The organism is Peptoclostridium sp. AF21-18, from assembly GCF_003478825.1.
GTDB lineage: Bacteria > Bacillota > Clostridia > Peptostreptococcales > Peptostreptococcaceae > Peptacetobacter.
This window is the reverse complement of sequence record NZ_QUGE01000006.1, coordinates 61,790-81,835: the sequence shown is the minus strand read 5'-3', so window position 1 is coordinate 81,835 and position 20,046 is coordinate 61,790. Positions and strand designations below refer to the sequence as shown.

General features: G+C 31.2%; 11 protein-coding genes. 2 read left to right on the top strand and 9 right to left on the bottom strand.

Annotated features, from left to right (window positions below; all coding sequences use genetic code 11):
• Positions 1 to 118: 118 nt before the first annotated feature.
• Positions 119 to 757, top strand: a complete 639-nt coding sequence (lexA, locus tag DWX74_RS04625; RefSeq protein ID WP_118548923.1) for a transcriptional repressor LexA — start codon at positions 119 to 121, stop codon at positions 755 to 757.
• Between the two features lie 154 nt (positions 758 to 911).
• Here lexA and DWX74_RS04620 read toward each other — a convergent pair whose 3' ends face one another.
• From DWX74_RS04620 to DWX74_RS04590, 7 genes are all read right to left on the bottom strand, one after another.
• On the bottom strand, positions 912 to 2,126 hold the full coding sequence (locus DWX74_RS04620) for a ComEC/Rec2 family competence protein (protein ID WP_118548922.1): 1,215 nt from the start codon (positions 2,124 to 2,126) through the stop codon (positions 912 to 914).
• 377 nt (positions 2,127 to 2,503) lie between these two features.
• Positions 2,504 to 4,267 carry a cell wall-binding repeat-containing protein gene (locus tag DWX74_RS04615; protein WP_118548921.1) on the bottom strand — a complete coding sequence of 588 codons (1,764 nt, stop codon included), beginning with the start codon at positions 4,265 to 4,267 and terminating at the stop codon, positions 2,504 to 2,506.
• 20 nt (positions 4,268 to 4,287) lie between these two features.
• Entirely contained in the window at positions 4,288 to 10,101 is a 5,814-nt protein-coding gene (locus DWX74_RS04610) for a fibronectin type III domain-containing protein (RefSeq protein ID WP_118548920.1), read from the bottom strand.
• A 391-nt stretch (positions 10,102 to 10,492) separates the two neighbouring features.
• Positions 10,493 to 11,005 (bottom strand): anaerobic ribonucleoside-triphosphate reductase activating protein, encoded by a 513-nt coding sequence (gene nrdG, locus DWX74_RS04605; RefSeq protein ID WP_118548919.1) that lies wholly within the window; start codon positions 11,003 to 11,005, stop codon positions 10,493 to 10,495.
• 17 nt (positions 11,006 to 11,022) lie between these two features.
• Positions 11,023 to 13,143, bottom strand: a complete 2,121-nt coding sequence (gene nrdD / locus DWX74_RS04600) for an anaerobic ribonucleoside-triphosphate reductase (RefSeq protein WP_118548918.1) — start codon at positions 13,141 to 13,143, stop codon at positions 11,023 to 11,025.
• Positions 13,144 to 13,780: 637 nt separating this feature from the next.
• Entirely contained in the window at positions 13,781 to 14,470 is a 690-nt protein-coding gene (locus tag DWX74_RS04595) for a DUF554 domain-containing protein (RefSeq protein ID WP_118548917.1), read from the bottom strand.
• Between the two features lie 23 nt (positions 14,471 to 14,493).
• Positions 14,494 to 15,009, bottom strand: coding sequence for a prolyl-tRNA synthetase associated domain-containing protein (locus DWX74_RS04590; RefSeq protein ID WP_118548916.1), 516 nt, complete (start codon positions 15,007 to 15,009; stop codon positions 14,494 to 14,496).
• A 403-nt stretch (positions 15,010 to 15,412) separates the two neighbouring features.
• On the opposite strand from DWX74_RS04590, the gene DWX74_RS04585 reads away from it, so the two are divergent.
• On the top strand, positions 15,413 to 16,777 hold the full coding sequence (locus tag DWX74_RS04585; RefSeq protein WP_118548915.1) for an MATE family efflux transporter: 1,365 nt from the start codon (positions 15,413 to 15,415) through the stop codon (positions 16,775 to 16,777).
• A gap of 117 nt (positions 16,778 to 16,894) precedes the next feature.
• On the opposite strand, the gene DWX74_RS04580 is transcribed toward DWX74_RS04585, so the two are convergent.
• Together DWX74_RS04580 and DWX74_RS04575 are read right to left on the bottom strand one after the other, a co-directional pair.
• Complete coding sequence (locus tag DWX74_RS04580) at positions 16,895 to 18,457, bottom strand: ABC transporter permease/substrate-binding protein (protein ID WP_118548914.1); 1,563 nt, start codon at positions 18,455 to 18,457, stop codon at positions 16,895 to 16,897.
• Positions 18,458 to 18,459: 2 nt separating this feature from the next.
• Positions 18,460 to 19,611, bottom strand: coding sequence for an ABC transporter ATP-binding protein (locus DWX74_RS04575; RefSeq protein ID WP_118548913.1), 1,152 nt, complete (start codon positions 19,609 to 19,611; stop codon positions 18,460 to 18,462).
• Positions 19,612 to 20,046 lie beyond the last annotated feature (435 nt).

Genomic DNA, 20,046 nt, shown 5'->3' with positions numbered 1-20,046 from the left:
ATAAATAATAAAAATTTTGACTTTATTAAGGCAAATAATTAGCTATGTTCCATTCAATAAAAATAAGTTAAGATATTGAGTTAAATAAAGCAATTAGATAAAGAAATGAGGAATTAATATGTATTCAAATTTAACAGACAAACAAATAGCAATACTAGAGTTCATAAAATCCGAAATTTCTAAGAAAGGTTATCCACCTGCTGTTAGAGAGATTTGTGATGCAGTAAGTTTAAGATCTACATCAACTGTTCACTCTCATCTAAATAAATTAGAAAAATTAGGTTATATAAGAAAAGACCCTACTAAGCCAAGAGCTATCGAGGTTTTAGATAAAGCTAGAGATGAAGACGATATTATGGGATTACACCAGGAAATGATAAACTTACCTCTTATAGGTCAGATAACTGCTGGTGAGCCTATATTTGCTGAACAGAATATAGAGGAATATATACCTCTACCAGCATCTCTTGTCAGCGGAAAGGATAACTTTGTTCTTAGAGTAAAGGGCGAGAGCATGATAAATGCCGGTATATTAGACGGCGACTATGTAGTTGTTGATAAGAAAAACACAGCTGCAAATGGTACAATGGTAGCTGCATTAGTAGAAAATGAAAAAGCTACAGTTAAAACATTCTACAGAGAAGATGGCAAGATTAGATTACAGCCAGAAAATGAATTTATGGAACCGTTTATATTTGAAGATTCTCAGGTTCAGATAATAGGTATCGTGACTGGCGTATTCAGAGTCTTAAAATAAATTTCAAAGATTACAATTTTAAAACGCAAATAAAAAAAGTACTCCGATTGATTTTGGAGTACTTTTTTATGTTTAAACATTCTCTATAATAAAATTTTTCCTTTTTGAGTTTATCGTTTTTCTTTTTAATTCATTAAAATTTAGTCTTTTTAGACTATCTTCCTTCGCATATTTTGCAAAGTCTTGGCTTTCCACTATCTGAGATAGTTCCTGATAAGACACTTTTGCTTTTTCTAAGTCCTGAGCAATCTCTGTACTTGTGGTAGACTTTACCATTCTTAGTCCAATACACAGTTTTCAAATTGTCAGAGCCATCAGATGAATTAGATTCTGAATATCCAGACTCATATGAAGGATCTGATGAATATTCATCTGTAGAATTGCTACCAGAATTGTAATCGCCCTTTTTAGAATTTGTTTTTATACCATTTCCGCTAGATGTAAATAGTAGATCTCCACTCTCATCAGTTCTATAAACATCTATTCCTCTATCTTTTAATTTCCGCATAGTTTCTCTATGAGGATGTCCATACTTGTTATTTCTTCCACATAAAATAACTGCATACTCTGGTTTTGTCTTATCTAAAAATGCATCTGTCGTACTACTATGTGAACCATGATGTCCAACTTTTAATAAGTCTACATCTGGCATCTTGTTTAAAATCTCATATTCAACTTCTTCCTCAGCATCACCCGTAAATAGCATCTTGTCTTTTCCATGAGTTAGTAGAATTACAAGAGATTCATTATTTGTAGTGCTACCTCCATTAGTGTTGAAAACTTCAAAATAAGAATTTTTTAGCTTAAATTTCTTCCCTTCAAGAGGTACTGTAGGGTTTAGCCCTTTATCTGAAAGCGCCATGATAAAATCTCTATATGTACGAGTATCTGCATCACCATTAGAAACAAATGCATTCTCTACCTTGCATTTCTTAACTACCTCATCTAGTCCTCCAGCATGGTCTGCATGTGCATGAGTAGAAACAAGATATTTAATATCCTTTACTCCCCGTCCATTTAAATAATTTACTACCGCTCTTTCGTCATCGTTGTCCCCTGCATCGATAAGCATCGCAACTCCACCATCATCTATTAGAATTGCATCGCTATTTCCTGTATCGATAAAGTGAATTTGTACATCACCATCAGACAATGTGTCGTTATTCGACCGAGACTTATCGCTCTGATCTTCTGTCGTATCAGATGCCGAATTTGATGCATCACTATCTGAAGACGAAATACTTGTTGATGTACTCGAATTATTAGATGAATTTTCATCTGTTGTATTCGATGAACATCCAGTGAATGTCATTGAAATCGATAATATCCCAGCAAGTATAATACCGATAAATTTAGATCTCAAATTCATATTGCCCTCCTTATGTACTTTTGTTTTTTCTGTGTTTTTCTTAGATGCTTGGATAATTTAATTAAGCTACCAAAAAATCAATTATCCAATTAACTTTATATTATTGACAGATACTCTTTATATTATACCAATAAATTACCTTTTTGTGAAATTTTATAATAATTAATTGATAATTAAATAAAATATAAATTTTGTTTATAGATTTTATTCCTAAATCACACAAATATTTCTCTGATATTTTAGTGTGTCTGCAGAGTCTACAAATTAAAAGGAGCTGCTACAAAAGTAAATATTTTGTAACAGCTCCTAATATGTTTTAATCTCGTATATTATACATTTTTAATATTTTATATAGCTTTATATATGTTTTTAGTTTATTATTTTTTAGTGCCTAATAGCTCTTTTAGGTTATTTATTACTGATGTCTTAACTCCTCCACCAGCCTGATAAACTTTTTCTGTGTTTTTGCTAGATAGTACGTTTTTCTGAGCTGTACTTAATGACTCTCTACCTATTACAACAGGCATATCATTTTTAGCTGCAAAACTTCCTACAGTAAGAGCGTCTATTATCACGTCATCTTTAGAAACAACTACACCGTCTAACTTGCTTCCTGTGTAGAATTTCTTGATTATCGCTGCATTAGTGTCTTTTCTATTCCGTCCAGCAACTCTATTTTTGCTTACATCTGCAGAAACTACTTTATCTACCTGATTTATTACAGAGTTAGATATTTTCTTGTCCCCTCCTATGAAGTAAGCGTCTTTTATGCTTTCTGATCTTATGAAGTCATAATTTTTGTTGTCTATAGAATTTACGTTTGTAAGTAGTATAGGAGCTTTTTCTCTACCTGCAACTGAAGCTATTGATAGTGCATCTACTTCCCCAGTTCCACTACTTATGTATACTTTGCTTACATCCACTATTTTGTCTATCTGTTTAGCTATTGCAAGAGATGTTTCATATCTTGTACTTCCACCTATACGAGTAACTGTGGCTTTTGTATTGCTCTTTATGCTAGATACTACGCTTTCTGGCATAGATGCTGTTCCACCGATTACGTATACGTTTGTTGGGTTTAGACGTTTTAATTCGCTTATTGTGCTAGCAGGAAGTGTTTTTCCATTTGATAGTAGGACTGGTGCGTCTTTTATTGTTGCGAAAGGTGTAGCTGATAGTCCATCGACCATGTTTTTTTCGTTTCCGTTTACAATTACTACGTTTTTTGCTCCAGATGTCCATCCTGTTTTACTTATTTTTGTTGATGTTTCGTATCTGTCTTTTCCTTCCATGCTGAATAGCTGCACGTTGTAGTCCTCAGGTTTTTCTTCTTCTGGTTTTTCAGGTTTTGAAGTTCCTCCACCTATAGATCCTCCAGTGTTGTCATTATCTCCTGGTTTTTCTGGCTCTTCAGGTTTTGTTGGCGGATTAGGTTTTTCCTCTGGGTCTGGATTTGGTTTATCAGTACCTGAGCCACCTTCATCTGTATCACTACCTCCACCAGTACCTTCATTATCATCTTTTGGTGGTTTTGGATTTTCTATATTACTTCCTTCATTATTTGCAACAGAGCCTAATACTATTGTTGATGGGCTACTTTCGTCAATAGTATTTGTACTAAATACATTATTATCATTAGATGATACTGATTCGAATTTTAACTCATCTATAATATACTCAGCTCCCTTTTCTGCATGAGCTATATTTATTGTTCCTATATTTAATATAGTAGCTGAATCTTTATTTTCTGATCTAGCAGTTGACTTCTTTAATAAGCTTTCATCTGAAGTAACAGCTATTTTCACAGTTGTTGTTTTACCCCCTTCAATTGATTTTGAATTAGAGTCTACATCTGTCTTTATAAGAGTATAAGAACTATTATTATCACCTATTTCAAAACAATTATTATTTAAAGTTACAGGTCCGTATATTTTTAAAGTTAAGAAATATCCTGTCATATCACTTGGATTCTTTACTTTTAGGTTAAAAGAAGTCCCATCTTCTTTTGGTTCTATTAAGACACTCATTAAATCAGATGTATTATCTGACTGAGCACCATTATTAGCCATAACAGCTACTCCACTAGATACAAGGGCCGTAGAAAGAACTACTGCACCTATTAATTTATTAGAATTTCTCATAATACCTCCTTTAGTAATAATTAGTTTTCTTTACGTTCATAATCATTTGTATTTATACAAACGACTGTCTGTTTATTTGATTTTTTTCTATTTTTTCCGTTATTAGATTCAAGTTTTATTATAGGTAAGTTTTCGTAATTTTCAGCAGTTACATCTACATATAAAGTATCACTTACCAATCTCTGTCCCTGTGGAGTTTTTCCATCAGTTCCTCCAAGCTCATTATATCTATAAAGTTCTGCTTTAACGCCATTTGATATTCTATTGAAGTCTTCTTTACTTATCCAGTATATCCATTTTCCACCGTATACTTCTCCAAGTTTACCATCTTCAGGAACATCTGCCATTAATATAACCTTACCATTTATAGTAGCATTATTTTTATCTATTAATAGTGGTATATTAAATGCTGGATTACCTTTATATTCCCCAGTTATAACTATAGAATCTTTTGGTATTACTCCTTCTGCATTATTTTTATCATGAGCTGCTTTATCATATACATAATCAGCCTCTAGCTTACCAATACCATTTGTTCTATTATTAGTATTTTTATCTACCGCACCTATTTCTATATTGTCTCCAGTAGATCCTATTAAAGAAATTTCTGCTATATCTATGCTAGAGTCTTTCATTCCATCCGCAACAACTTTTACATATCTTGCATCATATGTCTGTAAGTTTGTTTTTCCTGTAGAATCTGCTTTACTGAATATTACCTTAGCTGTATTTGCATCTGTTTCTCCACCTAACACAGAATCATTTCCAAATTTAAAGTTTCCACTGCTTACTTCTGTCCAAGATTTTGCATCATCACTTATATATATTTTATATTTTGATATAGCATTATATGTTGTGTTTCCTTTTACAGCATTTACTAATCTCTTTAATGATAATCTAGAAGAAACTGCATCAGATGATTTAGTGTATTTTAGACCACAAACACTTTTTCTTCCCTGTAAATCCATTATTACATATGGATCTGCATTTATATCTATATTTTCCTCTTTATGAGGGTTATCAGTATATTCACTAGAATTCATTCTTCTTCCTTTAAATGATGTAGATGCTTTTCCATCTTTTATATTATCTATTTCATGAGATTCTGTTGTATTTTCATTTACTGTAGTCTCTGGATTAGATTTTTCTGTAGCTATTAAGTTTGATTTTAGTACAAAATCTGCACTATTTATAGTTCCATCATGGCTTAATTTTACACTTCCTACAGTATACTCTTTTGTTGCCTTTAGGTTATAATCGTAAGCTACAACTTTATAAGTAAGTGCTCTGTTATTTATTGGAGATATATTATCAGTAAATGTTGCTGTTCCATCAGAATTAGCATTTACAAATCCAACAGGACGATAATTTACCTTAGTTCCTTCATCTTTTCCACCTTTTATATTTCCATCGTTTCTTATTATTTCGTATCCAAGTATTTTATCGTTATCTTTGTTTACATTAAGGTTTAAAGTTATAGAATTTTTATTTACAACAGTATTATTTTTTACACCATTTTCAAATGAAGCAACTACGGTTGTGTCATCTGCCATACTTTCAACGTTCTGAAGTCTTTTTCTATATGCTTCATCATTTAGATACTGTATTTTTCTTTCTTCTTTTGTCTTTATTTTTTCCTGAAGATATATAGAAGTACTCTCATCAGCAATTAGTCCCCAACTTGCAAAAAATCCTCTTAAATCTTTTCCTGCTGCTTCTGAAGCTTTTCTTATTAATAACTGATCTCTATCCATATTTTTTTCTTCATCTGAAAGATTTCTATATAATCTATTCATTTTTGCATAATATGAATCATTATCTAAATTAGCATCAGTATTATTTTTTAACATCTGTGAAGTATATCCTGGTTCATATGCAAGATGTAGCTGCCAGAACATACCAAGTAATGTTGCAACATCCTGAGAAACACCAACACTATTACTAGTTACTTTTTTGTATATTTTTGGATATATGCCATTTAACTCTAATCTTGATTTGCTTTCTCCATCAAATGTCTGAGTTATAAGAGCTAGTATATTATTACTTGTTTCACCGTAAATTCTCTTGCCTATATCAGCTTTGTGTCCTACTTCATGACTTATTCCCCATCCAAATAGGTTACCCTGACCTTTATTTATAACTTTTCCATCTTCATCAAGTTTATATGGAACTCCTGACATTAAGTCATCTGTACTATCAAATTCTACTCCTACATGGTGTGAACTAGCATACATAAATGCTCCACCAAACATTCTCTGATATTTTACATTAACTCTCTGTCTAGATGCTTTATTATTTGCATATATACTTACATTATTTTTATTATTTTCAAATACACCTTTTTTCGCATTTGTTATCTGTATTAACTGCTCCCAAGCAAGCATATTATCATATAATTTATCTACCTTTTCATCTATATTACTTTCAGTAGTAGATGATAGACCTAATCCTTTATATGCCTGAGAAGCTGGTATTGTAAGTGTAAATCTATCCCCTTCTATATTAGTTGAGTTAAGTATAGATGTTCTTTCATTATAATCATATATATTTTCAGTTTTTCCTTCTTCCTCATGTTTTTTATTGCTTTCTGCATGTTTAGCTGGAAGAGAGTTAACATGTTCTTTAAGTTCTAATATATAAGCTTTTAGTTTTTCTTTAATAACTTTTACTTTTGGATCATCATTATTATCTTTATTAGCTATAAGATAGTCTATATCATTTAAATGATTATTTAAATTAAGATGTGGTATTCTTTCAGCACCACTAACTCTTATTTTTACAGTTTCACTATTTGATTCAGGCTCTCCAGCCATTCTTACATATAAGTTTCCACCCTTTTCAACGTCTGTAGAAATAAGTTTATCTATCTGTATAACATTTTCTCCAGATTTTAATTTTATAGGATTTTTTACTATAAATGAACCAGATTCTGCATAATTTTGTTCATATCCTAAGTATATATCTCTATTATTAGTACCATCTGCTATAGTCTTAGATACATAAACTTTTATAGTATCACCAGCTTTTGCAGCAAGACCTAACGCCTGCCAATCATTTCCATACCCTGTATTAGTTCCTCCACCGTTTATTGATATATCCATAGTTGTTACATCTTTATCCAAAGAGCTACCTTCTCTTAATAATTTAAGAGCAATATCAAGTTTTTTATCGAGATCTTCTTTATCTGGATTGAATTCTCCATTATTTTTTCTATTTAGTTTTGTTTTTAATAGAGAAATTTTTGCTTCTGTTACATCATTTGCAAGAACTAAGTGTAAATCATCTGTAAATAATGCTTCTATTTCTCCTTCTACCTCATCATATTCATAGAATTTTATCTCTGATATACTTAAGTTATTACCTGTAGTAGATAAGTTTACCTGTATTTGATTTCCTTCTTTAACAGTTATTGGTTTATCTAGTTTAAGAATAGAATATCTTCCGCTCTTATCATAGTTAAACACTCTAGCTTTATAATCTTTTCCATTATTAGATGTTCCATTTTCAAAAATAGTTATTTCTGCATTATTTGGAACCATTCCTGTACCATCTAACTTACTCACCACAGCTATTTTATTTATTCTATATTCTTTCTTATCTTTATTTGAAAAATCAAACTCTACTATAGGCCCTCTATTCCGCGCACCAGTAGAAGCTCCTGCATCCCAGTCATCTACAGACCAATAAGTATCATAGTTATTATCTACAACAGCATATTTATTACTTATAACTATATGTCCTTTACCTGTTCCTACTTCTATTTTTTCATTTTCTTTTCCAGCGGGTATAGTTATATTCGGATATCTTGCATCTTTTATATTATCTGTTTTTCCATTACTATTTTCAGAAACAGTATTTATAAAATTGTAGTTTGGCGTTTGAGGAACACTCATATCTATAGTTTTTGCAGTAACACTTTCAGATCTAGCTCCAGTACCAAGATGATTTGTTGCTGTCATCTGTATTTCGTAAGTTGTTTTATCTTTTAATCCAATAATGTTATAACTTGTACCTACTATCCGTTTATCATTTGCTTTTTTAAACTCTTCTTTAGAACCTTTTTCTCTATAGTAAACATCAAAGCTCTGTGCAGAGTTGTGTTTTTTCCAAGTTAAGATTATTGACTGATAACCACCTTCAGCAGATATTCCTTCTGGATATTTTGGTATTTCATTTGGAATTACCATTATATTGACGATTCCATCTTTTTCAAAGTCTTTTTCTATTTCATATTTTCCATTTTCTATAGTATCTGCTTTTACATTATCTATGACACCATTTTTCTCGTTTTCACTTGCTTCTTTGTAGCCACCTTCCCAAGCTCCATTTAGACCCTGAACACTTAATCTATATCTTGAATAAGGTTTTACATTACTTACTTTAAATTCATCCTCAGATACTCTGAATTTTTTAGCAGTACCTATAGTAGAACCCTTTTCGTTTATTTCTTCTACTTTTAACTCATATCCTGTTAAGTTTTGATCTTTACTTGTCCATTTTACATGTACATATTCACTTCCAGTTGATGTAGACGTAGCAACACTTGTTATTGATGGTATACTTATTTCTGGCTTTGGAATTTCTTTATATACATTATTTAAGAATTCAACTTTTGCTATTTCAGCAAGACTTCTATCATTACCAGTAACATCTGTTACATTTATTGTTATTTGTGATACAGCTATCTGCTTACCAAGGTCTACAACAATTTCATTATTTGTTTTTTCAGACTCTCTAGTTGAAATAGCATCAATCTGATTTTTGTTAGATTTTCTAGTATTTGAATTATTTTTTATATTACCATTTTCATCAAAGAAAATAGGGTTTGCTGTATCTCCATTTACAATTATGCTACCATTTTTAAGTGTACCTAATATTGAAAGATACTGCATTTTTACAGTATTATTTTCAGATGACTCCTCTGATTTTCCACTTAAATCTAAACTTACCTGAGCAGCATTATCTTCATTTATTTCGCCAGAAGCAGGTTTTATTGATAATGAAGAATCTGAATTACCATCAAATATTTTTTCTATTTCTTTCTGTTCCACAACATCACCATTTGCATTAGTTGCTGAAACTTTTTCAATATTTGGAATCCATTCTGCATTTTTTACTGTTAGATTATCACTAGCATGTCTCCCCATATTATTATGAACATACTGCAAGTCAGCTATGTTAACTTTTCCGTCTTCATTTATATCGTAAGCTACATCATTTGTTCCTTTTGAAACTGCATCAAACATTGCATCGTAATCACTATCATTTACTTCTCCGTTTTTATTTAAATCACCAATAGGCATTAAATCTTCATTTGATTTATCTCTAGTTTTACCCGCATTATTAACAACTATTCTCTTAGAGTAATTATTTATTTCTATGTCTTTTGATTCTATAGAACTAAATCCTTTACCAAGTAAGGCTACTTTATATTTATTCTCTGTGCCTGCTGGAAGATCTTTAAATGTAACTCTATAAGCATATACTTTTCCATCATTTCCAACAGAAGTATTTCTTCCTAATCCAAGTGGTTCTACTGTATAAGAACACTGATTAGATTTAAATTCAAAGTTTCCACTATTACTACTTCCATTTACTTTTACAACTTCATTGTTGTCAACTTTTAACGATATAAATATTCCTTCTCTACTATTTTTTATAGGCATATCTAAGTTTATATCCACCTCAATATAGCCTTTTCGCTCAACAACATTCTGATGATTAGAATCTGTTGAACCATCATTTGGAGTATTTACCTCCTCTGCTAAAACCCGTAGCGGCAGATTGCTCGTTATAATTGCTGCTGCCAATGCTCCTGAAATTACTTTCTTCATTAAATACCTCCTAAACCTCAAAAAATTTTTATTAACATACCAACTCGAATTCCCCTAAAACATTCGAATCTTTCTATTAATTTCTACACAATTTATTTTTTATTTTACACAATTAAATATCTACCCTATTTTAAAGTATTCAATCAAAAAAATCTATAGAAAAGCCACAAAAAATTCACTATGCATTCAAAAGTTTCATAACTTCTTAATATTTTTAACTTCACACTTAAATTATTTTGAAATATTTAAAAAAGAAAAACTATATTTTTAAAAAATCAAAAAATCATATCCTAAAAAAATAAATAAAAAAAGTGTACAACCTTATTTTAAAAAGCTGTACACTTTACTATTTTTAATATATTTATTTATTTTTTATAATTCTAAAATAATTTTACAAAATTTCTTCAAAATCGTAAAGCACTACAGAATCACTCATCAATGTCTTTTTGACATCAATCACTCTCTGATTCTCAGATCCTCTATATTTAAGATTTATATTTCTCTTATCAATCTCAAATCTTCCATCCACTAGCACATCTACATATTCTAAAATTTTTCTTCTTTTCTCATCTTCAAGAATCTGTTCAAGTAAATATCCAGACCAAAGCCAGATGCTTTTACCAGTTTCTTCTTTAACTCTCTTTAACAGATTTGGAAGGCAGTCATCCATAACCTGCTGCATTGGTTCTCCACCTAAAATATTAACTCCGACAACATTGTCATTCTTTACATAAGAAACAAAATTGTCCTCGTCTTCTTGAGTCCAAACCTCTCCAGCTCCAAAGTCCTGCAGTTCCTTGTTAAAGCAGCCTTTACAATCGTGAGTACATCCTGTCACGAATAATGTCGATCTAACACCTGGTGCATTAGACACATCAAATTTTCTTATTTTTTCATATCTCATTCTCTAAAAATCATCTCCTATAAATGAAGTACTCTATCCCCAATTTCCTGAGTACGACCTTTATTCCAGAAATTAGTTCCTATATATCCACAAGTTCTTCTCATAACCTGCATATCTGCTTCATCTCTATTTCCACAAGAAGGACAATACCATTCTAGATTTTCATCTAATTTTATTTCTCCAGTATATCCACATTTGTAGCAAACATCTGGTTTTGTGTTTATTTCAGCGTACTGAATATTGTGGTATATATAGTTTATAACCTGTTCAACAGCTTCTAAGTTTCTACTCATATCTGGAACCTCGATGTACGAAATACATCCACCTGAGCTTATTGCGTGGAACTGAGCTTCAAATTTTAACTTACTAAATGCATCTATTTCTTCACATACATTTACATGGTAACTGTTAGTGTAGTATAGTTTATCAGTAACGTTTGGTATTTCACCGAATTTCTGTTTATCTATTCTACAGAATCTGTAAACAAGATTTTCTGCTGGAGTACCGTAAAGTCCAAATCCAAGTCCTGTTTCAGCTTTCCATTCATCACATTTCTTTCTTAAATGATTCATAACTTTTAGTGCAAATTTTTCACCTTTTTCAGTAGTGTGACTAACACCTAACATAGACTGAACCATTTCATGTATACCAACATATCCTAAGCTTAATGTTGAATATCCATTTTCAAGAAGTTTATCTATTTTTTCTCCTTTATCTAATCTAGCTATTGCACCATGCTGCCAGTGAATTGGAGAAACATCTGATAAAGTTCCTTTTAACATATTATGTCTAACTAAAAGAGCTTCTTTACATAACTCTAATCTCTGATCTAGTATATTCCAGAACATATCCATATTTTTATCAGCCATTATAGCTATCTGTGGTAAGTTTAATGAAACAACACCCTGGTTAAATCTTCCATACCATTTGTAGTTTCCATTTTCATCTTTATATGGACTTAAATGGCTTCTACAACCCATTGGAGGGAATGTATTTCCTTCATAGTTGCTTCTCATTATCTTAGCACTCTGATAATCAGGAACTAATCTCTTAGCAGTACATTCTGCCGCAAGTTTAGTTATATAATCGTATTTTCCACCTTCTAGGCAGTTGTGTTCATCTAATAGGTAAACTAATTTAGGGAAAGCTTCACCAATCTGCTGTCCTTTATAGTTTTTCATACCTTCTAATCTCTGTCTTATCATTTCTTCACAGATAAGAGCCATTTCTTCTTCGTATTCGCTTCCTTCTTCTATTTCAAGATATATTGTAGCGAATGGGGCCTGACCATTAGTTGTCATTAGTGTAGATAACTGGTATCTTATCGTCTGGACACCGTCTTTTAAATCCTTCATCATCATATCGTGAGCTATATCTTTTGCTAACTCTTCGTTATTATATTTTTCCATATACATTTTGAAGAATTTATCGTAAGTTCTTCTTAAATATGGTGCTAAGTGTTTTATTGTTATACTCTGTCCACCATACTGATTACTTGCAACCTGAGCCATTATCTGAGTTGTAACTGTACAAGCAGTTGAGAATGATTTTGGTGACTCAACCATCTTTTCATTTATAACAGTTCCGTTATCAAGCATATCCTGTATATTTATTAAGCAGCAGTTGAATATAGACTGTAAAGTGTAGTCCATATCATGCCAATGTATAGCTCCATCATCGTGAGCCTGTACTATATGAGGAGGAATTAACTTTCTTCTAGCTATATCTCTAGAAACTTCTCCAGCGATAAGATCTCTCTGAGTAGAAGCTATTATAGAGTTCTTGTTAGAATTCTCCTTTAAAATATCTTCATTTGTTTTTGCTATTAATCCAAGTATATTCTCATCAGTAGTATTTACATGTCTTTTGAAAGACTGAACAGCTCTATATCCTTCATAAGCTCTTGCAGTTTCCTTCTGACCATAGTGAATTAATCTTTCGTAAACATACACCTCTATCTGATGTATAGTAGGTGTAGGCTTGAAGTTTTCAAAATGTTTTTCAGCATCTATTGATATATTTGAAGCTATCTCCGGAATATATATACCACTTCCGTTTTTCATAGCTTTTAAAATCGCTACTTCTATCTTAGTTCTATCAAAAGGAACCGTACTACCATCTCTCTTTATAACCTTCATCCAAAATATCCTCCCTTTTTAAGTTTTTTCTTTCGTTCTTTCACACAATAATATATTATAACAGAAATTACCCACAAAAAATTTTTGTTTTTTATTTTTTAATCTCAAAATCACATTGTCGATAATCTATATATTAAATACCCACTAAAAACAAATAAAAACAAGTATAAACTTCTATATTTACTATTTCATTCTGAGATTATCTATTTCCAACATATCCAGATAAAAAAATTTTTTTAACTTTTTTCTAAAAAATTTTCTTAAAATTGGAAGCATTGAAATTTCAATTTTTCTATATCGTACAAAAATTTGAATGGATATAAGTAAAATATTTACATAATTATAAGAAAAAACTAAGATAAAAATTTAATACAGAAGATATAAAAATAGCTGTTAACGATTATTTTGTAAGCAGCCTTTAAAAACTTAAACATAAGTAGCTCGCACCGACAAGCAAAATTTAATAATGGAAATAAAAAAGCGTGATGCGAAATTTTGAAAACTGCAATTTTGGAGGTTATAATATCAATTCGAACTCGACAATGCAACTTGATTGCCTGGAGAGGAGAATTGATATTATTCGACAAAATTGTTTTCAAAATTTCGCTCACACTTTTATATATTTCGTATTAAATTTTTACACTAGTCCTATTAGTCCCAATACTACCGGCACCAATATCCCCGGCAATAGATTCGCTATTTTTATATCAGTAACCTCTAAAAGATTAAGTCCAAGTCCAACAATCATCAAACTTCCAACAGCAGTCATCTCCGCGATAACAGCCTGACTTAAAATTCCAGATAAGAACGACGCACATAGCGTAATACCACCCTGATATAAAAGAACTGTCACAGATGAGAATATAACCCCTATCCCCATAGAAGCAGAGAATATTATAGAACTAACTCCATCTAGTACAGTCTTTGCATAAATAGTATCGTAATTGCCAGCAAGTCCTGCCTGAAGCGCTCCAACTATAGACATCGCACCTACACAGAATAATAAACTAGCATTTACAAAACCTTCTGCAATTCTACTTTCTTTTCCATTACCTTTATCAAGTTTTTTCTGTATTGTTTCTCCAAGTTTATTTAGCCATTTATCGATATTTATAAGCTCACCGATTAACGCACCAACAGCCATAGAAACTATAGTGATTATCGTATTATTACCTTCTAATGCTCCTGAAAAACCTATAAACATCGCACAAAGTGCCAATCCGTTCATTATAATCTTGTTAAATCTCTCTGGTATACCGCCTTTAATAAAAAGACCTATTATACACCCAACTATTATAACACCACAGTTTACAAATGTTGCTATCATTTAATTCCTTTAACTCCAAAATCCTATAATTCTATTTCGTTTAAAGTAACACCTATATGATCAAGGTATTTTTTAAGACCTTCTAAAGATATAGTTACTGTTTTGTAGTTTACATTTGGATGGAAGTTTAAAAGCTCCCCTGTTAAAAGTTCTTTTTCTATATAAAGTTCAACAACTTTTTCTTCATCATTAACTAAAGAGAATGGATTTACACTTCCTGGAACTAATTTTAATACTTTCATTAATCTATCTTCTGATGCGAAAGAAAGATTTGTGCTGCCTATAAGTTTTTTAACTTCTTTAAGATTGACTGGTTTTGCGTCTTCTGCAACTATAAGATAATATTTGTTTCCTTTTGCATTTCTAAGGAATAGATTCTTAGCATGAAGACCTGGAGCCTGTTCTTTTATCTTGTTAAGATCTTCTGCTGTGTATAGTGGCTCATGTTCTACTACACCATAATCTACACCAAGCTCGTCTAATATATCGTATACCTTCTGTTCTATTTCAGTAGGTTCAGTTGTATATATTTTTTCCATAATAAATACCTCCAATTTTTTCTATTATATTATAGATATTGTTTTAGCTTTAACTAAATTTTACCACATTATATGAAAAATTTAAAAGAGAATTGTGCGAATATAATAAATATTTTTTCAGAGTTTATCTTTTCACACAAAATTTTATCACGATAACATAAAAAACTTCTTTAAAAAATCTTCACTAAATACATATTATAAATAAACTGTAATTACTATATCAGATTATAACAAAAGAAGACTACATAAAAAATAAAATTTGAGAACGTTTTTTTGAATTATGGTGAATTCAACGCTTGTAGATATTTTTTATATTGATTATAATATTAAGGTAGTAAAAATAATTTTAAAAGTAATTATATTTAATATGATTTTTTATTATAAGTTCAAGGGGGTAAGAAAAATGGCAGAAGAAAATAAAATGGGAGTTATGCCGATTAGCAAGCTGCTTATTACTATGTCGTTGCCGATTATGATTTCGATGCTTATTCAGGCACTATATAATATAGTAGACAGTATGTTTGTTGCGCAGATAAATGAAGATGCTCTTACTGCGGTATCTTTAGCATTCCCAATACAGAATCTTATGATAGCAGTTGCGACAGGTACAGGTGTCGGTATAAATGCACTTCTTTCAAGAAGTTTAGGGGAAAAGAATAGAGAGCAAGCTAGTGCTGCGGCAAACAATGGTATTTTTCTAGCGATATTAAGTGGAATCGCATTTTTAATTATAGGGATATTATTTAGCCGTCCATTCTTTGAAATGCAAAATGCAGGTGGAAGAATAACAGAGTATGGAATAACATATATGACTATTTGTTGTTCATTATCTATAGGAGTTTTCCTTCAGATAACATTTGAAAGAATTCTTCAAGCTACAGGAAGAACTGTGTATACAATGATCACACAGGGAACAGGTGCTATTATTAATATCATAATGGACCCAATTTTAATCTTTGGATTATTTGGTGCTCCAAAACTAGGTGTCGCAGGTGCAGCCATAGCGACTGTTTTTGGTCAGGTTGTTGCGATGTCACTTGCAGTATACTTCAATCACAGAATAAACCATGATATAGATCTTCACTTCAGAAGTTTTAGACCTTCTTTAAAAATTATCGGAAAAATATATAGAGTAGGTATTCCAAGTATAATAATGGCAAGTATTTCGTCAGTTATGACATTTGGTATGAACCAGATTTTACTTACATTTACAAAGACTTCAGCAGCATTCTTTGGAGTGTATATCAAGCTACAGAGCTTTGTGTTTATGCCTATATTTGGTCTAAACAATGGCTTAGTTCCAATAGTTTCGTACAATTACGGTGCTCAGAATAGAAAGCGTATATTAAAGTCAGTCCAATTAGCTACATGTTATGCGCTTGTTATAATGACAGTTGGACTTATTCTATTTGAATCTATTCCACAGGTACTTCTTGGAATATTCAATCCATCTCAAGAAATGCTTAGAATAGGTGTGCCTGGTCTTAGAATTATAGCTACTCATTTTATAATAGCTGCAATAAGTATAGTGCTTAGTACAACATTCCAAGCATTAAACCAGAGTTCGTTCTCGCTTATTATATCAATTGCTAGACAGTTGTTTGTACTGTTACCAGTAGCATACTTTATGTCTAGAACAGGTAATATAAATCTTGTTTGGTTATCTTATCCAATAGCAGAGGTTGTTTCACTTATACTATGTTTATTCTTCTTTAAGAAGATTTACGACGAAAAGATTAAACATATCCCCGATGGTGCAGATCACTAATCTTATTAATCAAAGTTAGGACTAGAGATTTTCTAGTCCTTTTATTATGCAATATTAATAACAAGACTGTCACACTAAAAAAAGACTGCTGCAAAATTTGCAACAGTCTTATATCTCTTATTTAATTAATCCTTTTTCCTGTAGGAAGTCCTTAGCCACGTCTGATGGTTTCTGTTTCAATTCATCAACTCTGTAGTTTAAGTCTACCATTGTCTCTTCATTCAAATACTGACCTAACTCATTTAAAAGTTTTTCAACTTCTGGAAAATCTTCTTTTACCCTATCATTTGTAACTGGTATCGCATTATAAGGTAGGAAGAACTGTTTATCGTCCTTTAGTACCTTTAAATCGAATTTCTTAAGAAGTCCGTCAGTAGAGTATGCGTCTATAACATCACATTCGCCACTCATTAAAGCTGTATATCTTGGAGATCCATCTATTGGAACTATATCCTTGAAGTTTACTGGATAAGTTTCCTGAAGACCTACTAAGCAGTCCTTTCTTTCAACAAATGTCAATGTTGGAGAAAATACTAACTTATTAGAAACTCTAGCTAAATCACTAATTGTTTCTAGGTTGTATTTTTCTGCAGTTTCTTTCTTAACAGCTAATGTATATGTATTATTAAAGCCTAATGATTTTAATACATTTAAGTTGTACTGCGATTTCATTTCATCTTTTACTGTATTATAAACTTCTTCAACATCGCTATTAGGCTCTTTTCCAAGAACACTTCCGTATATTGTTCCTGTGTAGTCTACATATAAATCGACATCTCCACCTTTAATAGCATCTAGCACTATTGAAGATGCTCCAAGTGAAAGCGACTGATTTACCTTAATATCACTATTATCTTCTATATAATATTTTAATATATAGTTTAGAATTTCCTGCTCTGTAAAGTCCATACTACCTATTGTAATTTCTCTGTCTGATGTTACCTTTGTCAATGCACTAAATGCAAAACTTCCAATAAGTGCCACACAAAGCACTGCAACTACAACTTTATCCATAACTTTTGCGAATTTACTTCTATTTACAGAAAGCTGTAAGTTTTTAGGAGTAACAACTCTTTCAAGTACTGAGAATATGTAGTCTATTAATAATGCAAGTATACAAGCTGGAACCGCACCTGCTAATATCTGTGCATTGTTTACTGTACGAATACCTGCATATACTAAGTATCCAAGTCCTCCAGCACCTATGAATGCTGCAAGTGTCATAAGACCAACTGCACCAACGGCACTTATTCTAACCCCTGCCATTATAACTGGAGCAGCTAGTGGTATCTGCACCTTATATAGAATTTGAACTCTATCAAGACCTATACCTCTTGCAGCCTCAATTGTATCTGGGTTTATGTTGTTAAGTCCTGCAACTGTATTTTTTATAATTGGTAGTAATGAGTATAGAGTAACCATTACTATTGCAGGCTTTGTACCTATCCCAAATAGAGGAATCATAAACCCTAAAAGAGCCATTGAAGGTATTGCCTGTATGATATTAGTCATACCCATTATAGGTTTCTTAGCTGGTTTGAAGTATGTTATAAGTATCCCAAGAGGAACACCTATAAGTATTGCTATAGCTATTGCTATTACAGTCAACTGTATATGTTCAATACACAAGTTTAAAACTGTTCCTGAATTTTGTTGCATATATTCTATAAAACCACTCATTTTTATTCAACCTCACTTTCATCGTATTTCTTAGAAAGTGCTGTAACAAGTGTACTCTTTGTTATAAGCCCTACTAGTTTTTCATTATCTACAACCGGAATTGTATACATATTAAATTCCTTTGCTTTATTTAACACACCTACTATAGAATCTCTAGGTGATACAGATACGCAATTTGTATCCATTATATCTAATACTCTTTTTGTTCTATTGACTTCTAATGATGCATCAGATGCATATACTTTACCTAAGAATTTTCTATTTTCGTCTATTACCATTAAACTATCGACTCTGTGCTCTCTCATTATATTCTGAGCTTTGATAGCTTTTAGTCTTGATATACAAACTATAGGATTTTCTATCATTATATCTTCTGCTTTTATAAGCTCTGGAGAATCCCAGATACGTTTCTTTCCAACAAAGTTTAAAACAAAGTCGTTTGCTGGACTCTTTAAAATCTTTTCAGGAGTATCAAACTGCTGAATTTTTCCTTCGTTTAATATACAAATTCTATCAGCTAGTTTTATAGCTTCACCCATGTCATGAGTTACAAAGACTATTGTTTTTCTTAATTTGTCCTGCAATGCTACAAGCTCATCTTGTAACTGGTTTCTTGTTATTGGATCCAGTGCACTAAATGGTTCATCCATTAATATTATGTCCGGATTACTTGCAAATGCTCTTGCAACTCCAACTCTCTGCTGCTGACCACCACTCATCTGAACCGGATATTTATCCATATATTCATCTGGATCAAGTCCAACCATTGTAAGCACATTTCTTACATTTTCTAGAAGTTTTTCAGCTTCTTCTTTTTTTCCTTCTTTTTCCTTGTTTCTTTTATTCTTTATTTTTGGTATTAATTCGATATTTTCCCTAACTGTCATATGAGGGAAAAGCCCTGTCTGCTGGATTACATATCCTATATTTCTTCTAAGCTCTATTTCGTTTTCCTTACTTATATCCTTTCCATCAACGTATATAGTTCCGTCTGTTGGGAGTATTAATTTGTTAATCATCTTTAAGGCAGTTGTTTTACCGCACCCACTTCCTCCGATTATACAAACAAATTCCCCTTCTTCAATATTGAAAGATACATTATCCAGTACTTTTTTGTCTTTAAATGATTTTGATACATCTTTAAATTCAATCATAACTGAACACTTCCTTTTCTTTACTTTTTCTTATATTATCTATTACTTATTGTTATACACTTTATCATTTTTCAGAAAATTAATCAAATAATTACAAATTGTAACTTCTTTATAAAGTAATCTTTCATTTTTTAGACAATAAATATTTATACATGAAAAAACTTCCATATTTCATCATTACTATAGTATATTTGTTGAAATTTCAATCATTGTAAATAACATTTATTTTTAAAGCTTGGAATAATCATAATAAATTCTTATTAGCTCTATTTATATTCACTATTATTTTACATTATATTCATTTTCGTTCAAAAATAAAAAAATGCAAGCATTTTTTACTTTGCCTGCATTTTAAAATTCAATATATTTATGATATTATACTATTTATTTTTATATTAATAAAATTTTTTATAATTTTAAGCTTAATTTTTTTGA